We start from the raw sequence: 12,141 nt of genomic DNA on the forward strand, positions 1-12,141 counted from the left end.
GACTAATATACCTGCTCAAAGAAAAATACGAAATTAAAGTTGATTACAATGCAGCAGACATTGAGATGTCGTCCACATCTGATGGCTTAATTGACTTTACGCAGACAGCTCCTCATGAAGATAATAAACGGGACATTCTCAGGGGGGTAGTAATAGACATAGTCAAAAATAACGACTGCAAGTTTACAGCGCTAATCAGATCAGTAGACTTGATTTCTCGAAGAGCTATCGATAATTATGCTGTATTTGTTAGCGAATTTTCATTCGATAAAATCAGAGATGAAATAGAGAGACGAAAATCTGAATTTATTATGAGAATCAATAAAACGTTTGCGGATATTCAGGACAAGCTTCTTGGAATTCCTATTGCGGTAATTATCGCATCAGCTCAAATTGATATCAAAAACGGTTATATTAAAAATACAGCTGTGCTATTTGGGATATCTATATTTACATTGCTTATGGGTATATTGACAAAAAATCAAATACACAATCTCGAAGTCATAAAAGAGGAATATGATTACCAAAAAGAAATTCTTGAAAAAGAATATGCATCACTGCACAGTAAGATATCTAGCGCATTCGAGGCTATAAACAAGCGCTGTAAATGCCTAAAAATAACATTTTATGCTATATCGGTTATTTTACTGTTGAACTACATATTTACGTATATTCTATATTATAAATGGACTCCGAAATTTAATAAGGCAGCAATTTACTTATTGGAGACACTGTAAGAAATCAGTTTCAAAGCAACTTTTACCTCACGCCGGTCAAAAAGTTTGGAAATGAACATCCAGCTCAATAAGGCGACTCAGGCGTTCGAATTGATGGATTAGAGATCACAACGAGGCTTACTATTGATCTGATCAACAGGCACCGAGTGCACCGACTATGAAATCCTTCGCCCCGACCTATCTCGAAAAAATCGTCCTCCCCCAGCGCCTCGTCACCAGTATCCGCCAGATCGGCGAACACAAGGGGAAACAGGAGCTCTACCAGCAGCAGGCTCCGGAGATGCTGGAGAACCTCCGGCAGGTGGCGATGATCCAGAGTACCGAATCGTCCAACCGGCTGGAGGGGATTGTTGCCGACGAAAAACGCATCTGGGCGCTGGTGGCTGAGAAGACCGCTCCGGCCAACCGCTCGGAGGCCGAGATCGCCGGTTACCGCGATGTGCTGAACACCATCCACGCCAGTTACGACCATATTCCCTTTACCGACGGTGTCGTGTTGCAGCTGCACCGCGATCTGATGAAGTATTCGGGCAAGGAAGGGGGACGGTGGAAATCCTCTGCCAACGAGATCACCGAAACCCTCCCCGACGGCAGCAAGAATATCCGCTTCGTGCCGGTAGCGCCGCACCAGACGCCGGAAGCCATGCGGATGCTGCATGATCGTTACAGTGAGCTGATCCGCCAGCAGGAGTGGGACCCGCTGCTCCTCATCCCCTTCTATGTGCTCGATTTTCTCTGCATCCATCCCTTTCTCGACGGCAACGGCCGCATGGCCCGGTTGCTGACGGTTCTGCTCCTCTACCACAACGGCTACGAGGTGGGACGTTACATAAGCCTGGAGCGGATCGTCGAGCAGACGAAGGAATCATATTACGACACCCTCTACGTCTCGTCACAGGGGTGGCATCAGGGCAAACACGACATCCTCCCCTGGACGGAATATCTGCTCGGCACGATCCTGGCCGCCTACCGGGAGTTCGAGGGGCGTTTCGGCCGGATATCCTCCGGCGCCGGGAGCAAGACTGACATGGTGCTGAATGCCATCGAGGGGATGGTCGCTGATTTCAGTGTTGCCGACCTGGCGCGGGCCTGTCCGATGGTCAGTCAGGATATGATCCGGCACCTTCTGGCCAAGCTGCGAAAGGAAGGGAAAGTGGAGCCCGTCAGCATGGGGCGGTTTGCCAAGTGGCGAAAGTTAACTGCGTAATGCCATCTTTAACTAGGTAATAACTGGCCAGTCATTACGTAGTTGGCGTCGGCATTACGCAGTTGAATTACCCCCCTCAAGTTCCCCCCCGCCATGCCGATAAGATAGAAGCGGACCTTCAGTAACCCTGAATGGTTACGCCATTCTCATCTTGTCGGGATGCCCCTGCATGTTCAACCTCACGCGCCACTACTCCATCGCCAGCCTTGTCTGCATCATCATCGCGGCAGCCATTCTCGGCATGGTCTACCGGAAGCTGTCCGTCGAATCACTCACGAGGATAGCCGAGGACCGCAATGCCGCCCTCACCCACGTGTTCGGCAATGCCCTCGGCCACCGTTTGACGCCGCTGCTGAAAATGGGAGCCGGCGGGCGCGCTCCCGATCCCGCGGGTGCCGAGGTCGCTGCCCTTCGCCGGGAGGTGGTGAGCCTCATGAGGGATACCTCCGCCGTCAAGGTGAAGATCTATACCCTGCAAGGTCTCACCGTCTTTTCCACCGAGGAAAGACAGATCGGCGAGGACAAGCGCACCAACCCCGGCATACATGCCGCCGCCCAGGGAGAGCTTGCCAGCGAGCTCACCCACCGCAACCAGTTCAGCGCCTTCGATGGCGTGATCGAGTCCCGGGACGTGATCTCCAGCTATGTCCCCTTTGTTCCGCCGGGAGGCACCCGCATCGAGGGGGTCGTGGAGGTCTACTCGGACATCACCCCCTTCCTGGCCGAGGTGAAGCAGACCCAGTGGCGGATTGTCGCCACGGTGGCAGGGGTCCTGAGCATCCTCTACGGCTTGCTTTTCGGCATCGTGCGGCGGGCCGACCGCATCATCAGGGACCAGGGGGCGGAGTTGAAGCGCTCCCTCGCCCGCATCGAGGAGGATAACCAGCTCCTGGATCAGCGGGTCAGCGAGCGGACCCGGGAGCTACAGGAGGTGAACCGGGCGCTGGAGGGGGAGATCGCCGAACGCGAGGGGGCCGAGGAGAAGCTGCGCCTGTCGGCCAAGGTGTTCGACAACACGGTGGAGGGGGTCATCATAACCGACGCCGAGACCACTATCCTGGCGGTCAACCGGGCTTTCACCCAGGTTACCGGCTACCGGGAGGAGGAGATTCTGGGTCTTACCCCCCAGATACTCAAGTCGGGGCGGCACGATGCTACCTTTTATGCCGAGATGTGGCAGTCGCTGAAGCAGAGCGGCAAATGGATCGGAGAAATCTGGAACAAGCGCAAGAGCGGCGAGATCTATCCGGAGCGGCTGACCATCGGTGTCGTGAGGGACCCGGCCGGCGATGTCAGGCATTACGTGGGGGTCTTCAGCGACATCAGCGACATCAAGCGGTCCCAGGAGCGGCTGGACTTCCTCGCCCACCACGATCTCCTCACGAGCCTCCCGAACCGGCTGCTGTTCAACGACCGACTGAATCAGGGCATCGCGCGGGCGCGTCGCAATGGGCGCCAGCTGGCGGTCCTCTTCGTGGATCTGGACCACTTCAAGAACGTGAATGACACCCTGGGCCACGACCTTGGGGACGAGCTGCTGAAAAAGGTCGCCGGCTACCTCGGCGCCCATGTGCGAAAGTCCGACACCCTGGCGCGGATCGGCGGCGACGAGTTCATTCTTCTCCTGGACGACGTGGAGGTGCCCCGCTACGCGGGGGCCGTGGCGGAAAAGATCCTCGGCCTCCTGAGCCAGACCATGACCGTCTCAGGCTACGAAATCTACGTTTCCGCCAGCATCGGGGTGAGCTTCTTCCCCGCCGACGGCGAGGACGTGACCACCCTGGTAAAGAACGCCGATACGGCCATGTACTATGCCAAGACCCACGGCCGCAACTCCTATCACTTCTACGCGCCGGAGATGAGCGAGTATGCCCGCGAGCGGGTTCATCTGGAGGCGCTGCTGCGTCGCTCCATCGAGCGGGGCGAACTGGCAGTGCATTACCAGCCGAAGGTTGACCTGGCCACGGGGAAACTGGTGGGGGTGGAAGCCCTGGCGCGGTGGAACAGCCCGGAGTTGGGGATGGTATCGCCGGTGCGCTTCATCCCCATCGCCGAGGACATCGGCTTTATTGCCGCCTTGGGCGAGTGGGTGCTGCGCACCGCCTGCCGCCAGGTGGTGGAGTGGGAAGCCCAGGGGTTCCACCTGCCGAGCGTGGCGGTGAACCTCTCGGTCAAGCAGCTGGAGCGGGGGGATATCGTGGAGGTGGTCTCCCGGGTCCTGGCGGAGACGGGGCTTTCCTCCGCCCGTCTGGAGATGGAGGTAACCGAATCGGCCCTCATGGGTCGCGAGCGAACCCTGGAGTGTCTCGACAGTCTCCGGGCCCTCGGTATAGAGCTGTCGGTGGATGATTTCGGCACCGGCTATTCGTCCCTGAGTTATCTGCGCCGCCTGCCGGTTCAGAAGCTCAAGATCGACCGCTCCTTCATCACCGACGTCTCCGGCGAGCCGAGCCGGGAGGCCATCGTCCGCGCGGTGATTGCCCTGGCCGGCGCCCTGGGGCTGCGCGCCATCGCCGAGGGGATCGAAACCGATGCCGAAGCCCGGTTTCTGCGGGACGAGGGGTGCCACCAGGGGCAGGGGTATCTCTTCTGCCGCGCCCTGCCGCCGGACGAGCTGCTGGTACGCTGGAGGGATGGGGGGCTCGGCTAGACGTCTCTCAAAAGACTCCTAAAAGCAGCCGAGCTGGCATTGCCGCAGCTTGTAACCCCGGGCATTTGCCGCGTTCATGACGGACATGGGCTTGACCTTCAGTTCACGGGCGAGTTCAAAGACGCCGGCACAGGTGAGCTCGTCCTTTTCCCGGAGGGTCTCTACGCGACGGGCGATCTCTTCGCTGAACGGCTCGGTGGCCGAGCCGAGGCGGGAGGTCTTGCTCACCGAGAAACAGCCGAGTTGGCAGGCTGTGACGCGGATTCGGAGCTTATCAATCATAACCCCGACATCAAGACGCGAAACGCCCAGGTCCTTGGCCACCTTCCAGCCGGAGGGGCATGTCACGTAGCCGTCCTTCACCGCCGCTTTCACGGCGCTCTCCAGTTGAGTCTGGGCTTCCTCGGACAGGTTGCCGGGATTATCCGGCAACGAAATTCTGCCGCTCTTCTTCTTGCGGTCGGTGTCATCGAAATTACGCATGGAGAGGTCTCCTCGTTTATCATTCCTCTACTTTCAAAGGGATAGTCTTTAGCCGTTTGTAGTAGAAATTCTGCCCGTAGAGGACCGCAGCGGGGTTGTGGCCCGTGACTCGGTCCTTGCAGACGAGGGTCGTGACCGGTGCCTGGGAGTGCTTGGCGAAGAGCATGTCGTGTCCCACGCAGAGGCCGACGATGATGTTCATCTGGGTGCCGCAGCGGTTCAGTATCTCCGCCTGGGCGATGGGGTTGCAGGCCGGCTCGAAGGTGCCGGGGCGGACCTTGTCGCTCTCCTCCAGCCCCAGTTCCATCTTGTCGATGCTTCCCGACTTGCAGCAGACACTGGCCGGCTCCAGCCCCTGGGCCTCCAGAATCGTCACCAGCTGCCGGGTCTCCTCCAGGAGTCCGATGCAGGTGGCGATCCCCACCTTTGTCCACCCCATGAGCTTCGCCAGGGCAACGGTGTCCTCCACCCGGGTCCAGCGGGCCACCACGGCGTCGCTGCCGGGCATCTTCTGGTAGCAGAGCCCCTCCACCCGGGCCGCCATGCGGGCGAGGCGCGCATCGTCGCCGTCGCCCCGGTACTCGGTGAAGCTCTCGTCGATAATGTCAGGTGACGTCTTCGACGGGCAGTTGGCCGGCTGGCCGGGGCGGTTCTCCGGGCTGCTCCAGCAGTTGGTGGTGCCGCTCTTCTGCCAGACTCCGCTGCAGTTGGCGCAGGAAGGGGTCGTATTGGTGTCGGCCATGGTCACTGCTCCTTCATGAGGATATAGGGACTGATGATGAGGGTGGCAAAGCGGGCTGCGGAGTCGGTGTCCCAACTGGCGATCTGCCCGTCGCTCGGTTTGGACAGCTTCCCGGCTTCAATCCAGGTACCCACGGTGGCGGTGTCGTCCCGGGCAATCCGCTCGGCCACCTCTGTTATGTCCAGGTCCCGGTCAACGACGATCACTCCCCCACGCTCCAGATGGGCCCGGAGCCAGCTCCACTCCGCCACGTCCACCTGAAGCGCCAGTTCTTCCTTCGTTGGTTTCACAGCGTGTCTCCTTCTGTGCTTGTTTGCGACCCCGACAGAATACCAGCATTGCGGGAAAAATCCAGACGGGAGTGCGTAACTCACTTCCCGTCGAACTCCGGCAGGTGTCGCCGGTGTTTGAGGGGGAGGTTCTGGCGCTGGAGCTTCGGATTGCGGCGCTCTTCGATGGCAAGGCGGTCGAAGTAGCGCTGCCAGAGGTCCCGGAAGAGCTCTTCGCCGGCGGTGAGGGGGAGGGGGGCGGTCACCTCCAGGAAGGTCTCGGCCCACTTCCGGCGGGCCGGGTCGAAGACCACCGCCTCCCCCCGCCGCGGGTCGTGGATGATCCAGCGCTGGTCGGCGAAGCGTGCCGCGAAGTGGGGTGCAATGAGGGGGAGGATCCGGTGGTCGGGTTCCATGGCGGCGTACCAGACATCCCCCTCCAGCTGCTGGAAGCGGACGAGCCCCTTGTAGCGGTGGGTCTCGCGCCCCACGGCCCGGGCCAGCTTCCAGACCGGCATGACCGCTTCGTGGGCCAGCATGGCACCGAACTGTGGCTCCGTCGTCAATCCCAGCATCAGGTAGCGGAAGAGAAGGGTTCCCCGGTCGGGATCACTGGCGTGGAAGGCATAGCGGAGGGTCTGGAGTGCTCCGGGGGGGAGGGTGCTGCGGATGAGGCGGTACAGGTCAGCGGCTCGTTCCCGGTCCGTCGCCACCTCCTCGACTTCGGCGAAGAGCCCCTGCTGGTCCGGCTCCCGGTCGGTGATCGCCTCGGGCTGTACGCTTCGGTCCCGGGCCAGGGCCACGGCGGAGAGAAAGCCGGCAAAGGTGCCGTCGTAGCGCAGGATCACAGCTCCCCCGTGATGGTGGACTGGAGGTCCATGGTGCCGGCGCCGTCGAAAAGGGAGGGCTGGCTCCAGCGGGGCCGGGGGAGAGTCCGCTCCGTGAGCCGAGCCCGGAGCCCCGCCGCGTCCGGCGCCAGATCGGCGGCGAACCGTCCCCGGGCGGTGATGAAGTACCTGGCCCGCTTCATGACCACCCCGAGCCGTGCGAGATCCTCCAGGGAGAGGTGCCCCCCCCGCCGGGCCCCGACGATCCGCTGGGCCGATCGAACCCCGATTCCCGGCACCCGCAGGAGGAGTTCGAGGGGGGCCCGGTTCACCTCCACGGGGAAGAGGTGGAGGTTTCGCAGGGCCCACCCCGCCTTGGGGTCCAGGGCAAGGTCCAGGTTTGGGCGCTCCTCGTCCAGGAGCTCGCCGGCGGCGAAGCCGTAGTAGCGCATGAGCCAGTCCGCCTGGTAGAGGCGGTGCTCCCGCACCAGGGGCGGGGTGCCGATCACGGCAGGGAGCCGCTCGTCCCGGTTCACGGGGATGAAGGCCGAGTAGTAGACCCGCTTCATGGCGAGCTGCCCGTAGAGCCCGGCCGCCAGGGAGACGATCTGGAGGTCGCTCTCACCGCTGGCGCCGATGATGAGCTGGGTGCTCTGCCCCGCCGGGGCGAAGGGGGGAATTTTCCGGGAGACCTTTCGCTCTTCCTTTGTCTGGACGATGAGTTCCCCCACCCGTTTCATCGGCGCGACGATGGCCTCCCGCGACTTGTCCGGGGCCAGGAGCTTGAGGCTTTCCCTGCTCGGCAGTTCCATGTTGACGCTCACCCGGTCCGCCAGACGCCCCAGTCGTTCAACCAGCAGGAGATCGGCGCCGGGAACCACCTTCACGTGGATGTAGCCGTTGAAGCGGTGCTCCTCCCGCAGGATGCGGGTCGCCTCGATGAGGAGCTCCATGGTGTGGTCCGGGTCCTTCACCACGCCGGTGGAGAGGAAGAGCCCCTCGATGGCGTTGCGGCGATAAAAGCCGATGGTGAGCTCCGCCACCTCGGCGGGGGTGAGCATCACCCGGCGGGTGTCGTTGGAGCGGCGGTTCACGCAGTAGGCACAGTCGTAGATGCAGGCGTTGGTCAGGAGGATCTTCAGGAGCGACACGCAGCGGCCGTCGGCGGTCCAGGAGTGGCAGATGCCGCACTGGGCCCCGTTGCCGATGCCGCCTTTGTTGCGGCGCGAGCTGCCGCTGGAGGCGCAGGAGACGTCGTACTTGGCGCCGTCGGCGAGGATTTCGAGTTTTTCCGCAAGGGTGAGTTCCGGCATGGTTACACGGTACCGAACGGGTGTGACGGAATATGTCGCGTTTCTATACTCCCCGCAGCAGCCACCACCAGACCGGCAGCGTGATGAAGGAGAGGGGGATGCCGATCCCCACCAGGAGGGCCACCAGCGGTGGGTTCAGCCGGTGGTCCACGGCGATGATCCCGGCGGAGATCATGGGGGCCATGGCCGCCTCGAAGAGGGTCACCTGCATGACGGGACCCTTCCCTCCGAGTACCCCAACGAAGAGGAGGGCGATAAGGGCCGGGCCGATGGCCAGTTTGTAGAGGAGCCCCAGTGAGAGGGGTTTCAGCTCCCCCCGCATCTGGGAGAGTTGCAGCTGGAACCCAACGGATGCCAGGGCCAGGGGCGTCAGGGTATCACCCACCTTCTGGAGCACGGTCACGGCCCAGGGGTGGAAGGGGACCGGCCTCAGGAGCAGCGCCAGGATAAGGGCCTGGAATGGCGGGAAGTAAAGGATCTTCCGCACGATCTGGCGGAGGGAGACGTCCCCCGACGAGTACACCGTGGCGGTCAGGATGCCGAGGGTGGAGAGGACCAGGAATGAGCCGAGCTGGTCGGCGATGAGCCCGATGCCGAGGAATTCCTTGCCGTAGTAGGCCTCAATCATGGGGAGTCCCACGAAGGATGTGTTGCCGAGCCCACCCACGAGCATGAGGGCACCCACCGTTTCCCGGGGAAGCGAGGCCAGGCGCCCCAGGGTGCGGAAGAGGAGAAATCCCGCGCCGAAGAGGAGCCAGGCCATGGAGACCGTGTAGAGGAGGGAGAGGTCGAGACGGAGGTTATGGATGTGGAGGAGTGCCACCGCGGGCAGGGAGACATGGATGATGAAGCCGTTGAGGGCCGCGGGGGTATTGTCGGGGAAGCGCCCGGTGCGGCGAAGGATCATCCCCGCCAGAAAGCAGACCACGAGAAGGACGATGTTGGCCATGGGTCAGAGGGAGAACTCCCGGCTTTCCCGTTCCATCTTGTCCACCACGCAGTAGATCCCCCCCTCTTTCATCCCCGGCTTGAAGCAGCCGTTGCAGGAGATGCAGCGGGCCCGGCTTTCGTCCCCCTCCTCCCAGCGGCGGGGCAGGTTTGGCTCGCGGATGAGGGGGCGGGCCAGGGAGACGTAGTCGGCCTCTTCCCGGCGAATTACCCCTTCCACCAGCTCGAAGGTGCGGAGCCCGCCCACCACCATCACGGGGCAGGTCACCACCTGCTTGATCCGGTAGGCGAGGGGGAGGTTGTAGGCCTCCTGCTCCCGGGTCTCGATCCCCTGGCGGACCGGGGTCTGGCCGCCGGAGGCAGGGGTGCCGCCGGTGACCTCGATGGCGTCGATCCCTTCTTCGTCCAGCATTCGGGCCACCAGGACCGCCTCCTCCAGGTCGAGTCCCCCGTTCAGGTTGTCGGAGCCGTTGAGTTTTACCATGACCGGGTAATCCTTGCCCACGGCCGCCCGCACGGTCCGGCAGACCTCCAGGAGGAAGCGGCTCCGGTTCTCCAGGGAGCCGCCGTAGCGGTCGGTGCGGCGGTTGGTGAGGGGGGAGAGGAACTGGTTGATGAGGTAGCCGTGGGCCGCGTGGAACTGGACCGCGTCGAAGCCCCACTCCCGGGCACGGAGGGCCGCCGCGGCGAAGGCGGCGACCAGCTCCGCAATCTCCTCTTCGGGGAGTTCTCGGGGGAGTTCCGGGTACTGCTCCGCCTTGATCGCAGAGGGGGCCACGGGCTGGCAGCCGGCCGCCCTGGCCGTGGTCTGGCCGCCGCAGTGGACCAGCTGGAGGCAGATCTTTCCCCCCTCCCGGTGGACCGCATCGGCCACGAGTCGTGCCTCGGGTGCAAAGGTGTCTTCATGGGCGCCCAACTGCCCCGGCAGCTGCCTCCCGTCGGGGCGGACGAAGGCGTAGCCGGTGATGAGGAGCCCCACCCCCCCCCGGGCCAGGGTACCGTAGTAGGAGGCCAGCTTTTCCGTCGGGTGCCCGCCGTCCCGGCACATCCCCTCCCAGGTGGCGGAGCGGACCAGGCGGTTGCGGAGTACCAAGTGGTTGATCTTTGTCTCGTCGAACACCTTGCGCATGGACCCTTCCTCCGTCAGAAAATCTCGAAAAATTTCCCGGTCCCCAGCTTGTGGACCTTCATGAGGTTTGTGGAACCCCGGGCCTCCACCGGCACCCCCATGGTGATGACGATGACGTCCCCCTTGCGATAGCCGGTGGAGAGGAGCGTCGACTCTACGGCCCCGATCTGCTCGTCGGTGCCGGTCATGGTGCCGATGGGGAACGGCTTGACCCCCCAGTAGAGGGAGAGGCGCCGCCGGGTTTCCAGGGACTGGGTGAAGGCGATGATGGGGAGCGGTGGCCGGAACTTGGATATGAGTGCTGCGGTGCTCCCCGACTGGGTCATGACCGAGATGGCCCGGGCATCCACGGTGACTGCGGCCCGGCACGCGGCCTCGGCCACCGCCTCGGCGATGCTCGGGTTGTGGCGCCGCTGGCGGGGGCCGTCCTCCATCTGGGCGTAGCGCTCCACGTCCAGGGCCACCTTGTCCATGGTCCGCACCGCCTCCAGGGGGAATTGCCCCGAGGCGGTCTCCCCCGAGAGCATGACCGCGTCGGTGCCGTCCAGGATGGCGTTGGCCACGTCGGAGGTTTCGGCCCGGGTCGGTCGGGGATGGTCGATCATCGATTCCAGCATCTGGGTGGCGGTGATGACCGGCTTCCCTGCCTCGTTGCAGGCCCGGATGATTTTTTTCTGGAAGAGGGGCACCTTTTCCGCGCTGATCTCCACCCCCAGGTCCCCCCGGGCCACCATGACCGCGTCGGCCACCCGGAGGATGCTCTTGAAATTGCGCAGGGCCTCGGGCTTCTCGATCTTGGCCACCACCGGGATGTGCACGTCCCGCTCGAAGAGGATCCGCTTGAGATCCTCCACGTCCTCGGCGGTCCGGACGAAGGAGAGGGCGATGTAGTCCACCCCCTCGGCGATGCAGAACTCCAGGTCCCGCAGGTCCTTCTCCGAGAGGGAGGGGGCCGAGACGTGGACCCCGGGGAGGTTGATCCCCTTCAGGTCCTTGAGGGTTCCTCCCCCCACCACGGTGCAGCGGACCCGGTTCCCCTCCACCGACTGTACCCGCAGTTCGATGAGGCCGTCGTCCATGAGGATCCGGGAGCCGGGCTTTACGTCCTGGGGAAGGGCCTTGTAGATAGTGGAGATGAGGGAGGGAGTGCCCAGAACCTCGTCGGTGATGATGTCGAGAATCTCCCCCTTCACGAGGGGGATGGCGCCGTTTTCCATGCGGCCGGTCCGGATCTTGGGCCCCTGGAGGTCCCCCAGGATGCCGATCTCTTTACCCCGGGCGGCGGAGAGGCGCCGGATGGTGGCAATCACCTCCCGGCGCTGGTCGTTGATGCCGTGGGAGAAGTTGAGGCGGAAGAGATCGACTCCCGCCTCCATGAGCTTTCCGATCATCTCCGGCGAGGAGCTGACCGGTCCGAGGGTGGCTACGATCTTTGTTTTACGCGACAATTTGTCCATGAACTCATTTCTTTCATCGGTGGTGGAATGTGCCCATTCGTCCCTTGTGGGCCGGCGTGGGGGATTTGTGGCACTCGAAACAGGGGAGCTCGTCCACCTTCCGGATGTCCAGGGAAGATGTCGGCTTGGCGGGCTGGGGCATGGTGTACCCCTCGGTCTGGAAGTAGGGGCGGTCGCGCTCGTCGGAGAGGATCGCCGCCTGGTAGGTCACCTGCCAGTTGGTACTGATGGGGATCGAGTGGCACTGGTCGCAGCCTCCCGGGGGGGGAATGCTCTTCCAGGACATGAACATGGCGCATCCGGTGATCATGAAGGCTGACAGGGCAACGAGGAGAAGGGGTGCTGTACGCATGGGGTCGAACTCCGTGGCGAGATGGGG

The 12,141-nt window shown here is 62.6% G+C and carries 12 protein-coding genes; 3 read left to right on the forward strand and 9 right to left on the reverse strand.

Annotated elements, in window-relative coordinates; all coding sequences use genetic code 11:
- Positions 1–65 precede the first annotated feature (65 nt).
- The 3 genes from RCH91_RS09025 to RCH91_RS09035 all read left to right on the forward strand — a co-directional run bounded on the left by RCH91_RS09025 (position 66) and on the right by RCH91_RS09035 (position 4,594).
- Entirely contained in the window at positions 66–737 is a 672-nt protein-coding gene (locus RCH91_RS09025; RefSeq protein WP_306534306.1) for a hypothetical protein, read from the forward strand.
- A 157-nt stretch (positions 738–894) separates the two neighbouring features.
- A complete protein-coding gene (locus RCH91_RS09030; RefSeq protein ID WP_306534308.1) occupies positions 895–1,944 on the forward strand; it encodes a Fic family protein in 1,050 nt (349 codons plus the stop codon).
- A gap of 169 nt (positions 1,945–2,113) precedes the next feature.
- On the forward strand, positions 2,114–4,594 hold the full coding sequence (locus tag RCH91_RS09035; protein ID WP_306534310.1) for a bifunctional diguanylate cyclase/phosphodiesterase: 2,481 nt from the start codon (positions 2,114–2,116) through the stop codon (positions 4,592–4,594).
- A gap of 18 nt (positions 4,595–4,612) precedes the next feature.
- On the opposite strand, the gene RCH91_RS09040 is transcribed toward RCH91_RS09035, so the two are convergent.
- The 9 genes from RCH91_RS09040 to RCH91_RS09080 form a co-directional block, all read right to left on the reverse strand.
- Positions 4,613–5,077 carry a hypothetical protein gene (locus RCH91_RS09040; RefSeq protein ID WP_306534312.1) on the reverse strand — a complete coding sequence of 155 codons (465 nt, stop codon included), beginning with the start codon at positions 5,075–5,077 and terminating at the stop codon, positions 4,613–4,615.
- A gap of 19 nt (positions 5,078–5,096) precedes the next feature.
- A complete protein-coding gene (locus RCH91_RS09045; RefSeq protein WP_306534314.1) occupies positions 5,097–5,819 on the reverse strand; it encodes a DUF1847 domain-containing protein in 723 nt (240 codons plus the stop codon).
- Between the two features lie 2 nt (positions 5,820–5,821).
- Positions 5,822–6,109 (reverse strand): DUF2288 domain-containing protein, encoded by a 288-nt coding sequence (locus tag RCH91_RS09050; protein ID WP_306534316.1) that lies wholly within the window; start codon positions 6,107–6,109, stop codon positions 5,822–5,824.
- A gap of 80 nt (positions 6,110–6,189) precedes the next feature.
- On the reverse strand, positions 6,190–6,936 hold the full coding sequence (locus RCH91_RS09055; RefSeq protein WP_306534318.1) for a TIGR03915 family putative DNA repair protein: 747 nt from the start codon (positions 6,934–6,936) through the stop codon (positions 6,190–6,192).
- Positions 6,933–8,228 carry a putative DNA modification/repair radical SAM protein gene (locus RCH91_RS09060; protein WP_306534320.1) on the reverse strand — a complete coding sequence of 432 codons (1,296 nt, stop codon included), beginning with the start codon at positions 8,226–8,228 and terminating at the stop codon, positions 6,933–6,935. Before RCH91_RS09060 ends, RCH91_RS09055 begins: the two co-directional genes overlap by 4 nt.
- A 43-nt stretch (positions 8,229–8,271) precedes the next feature.
- Positions 8,272–9,177 (reverse strand): AEC family transporter, encoded by a 906-nt coding sequence (locus RCH91_RS09065; RefSeq protein WP_306534322.1) that lies wholly within the window; start codon positions 9,175–9,177, stop codon positions 8,272–8,274.
- Between the two features lie 3 nt (positions 9,178–9,180).
- The gene (locus tag RCH91_RS09070) at positions 9,181–10,305 is read right to left on the reverse strand and encodes an NADH:flavin oxidoreductase (RefSeq protein ID WP_306534324.1); all 1,125 of its coding nucleotides are present in this window, start codon (positions 10,303–10,305) and stop codon (positions 9,181–9,183) included.
- Positions 10,306–10,319: 14 nt separating this feature from the next.
- Positions 10,320–11,762 carry a pyruvate kinase gene (gene pyk, locus RCH91_RS09075; RefSeq protein WP_306534326.1) on the reverse strand — a complete coding sequence of 481 codons (1,443 nt, stop codon included), beginning with the start codon at positions 11,760–11,762 and terminating at the stop codon, positions 10,320–10,322.
- Between the two features lie 13 nt (positions 11,763–11,775).
- On the reverse strand, positions 11,776–12,114 hold the full coding sequence (locus RCH91_RS09080; RefSeq protein WP_306534328.1) for a cytochrome C: 339 nt from the start codon (positions 12,112–12,114) through the stop codon (positions 11,776–11,778).
- Positions 12,115–12,141: the final 27 nt, after the last annotated feature.

The organism is Geobacter sp. (assembly GCF_030834625.1).
Lineage (GTDB): Bacteria > Desulfobacterota > Desulfuromonadia > Geobacterales > Geobacteraceae > Geobacter.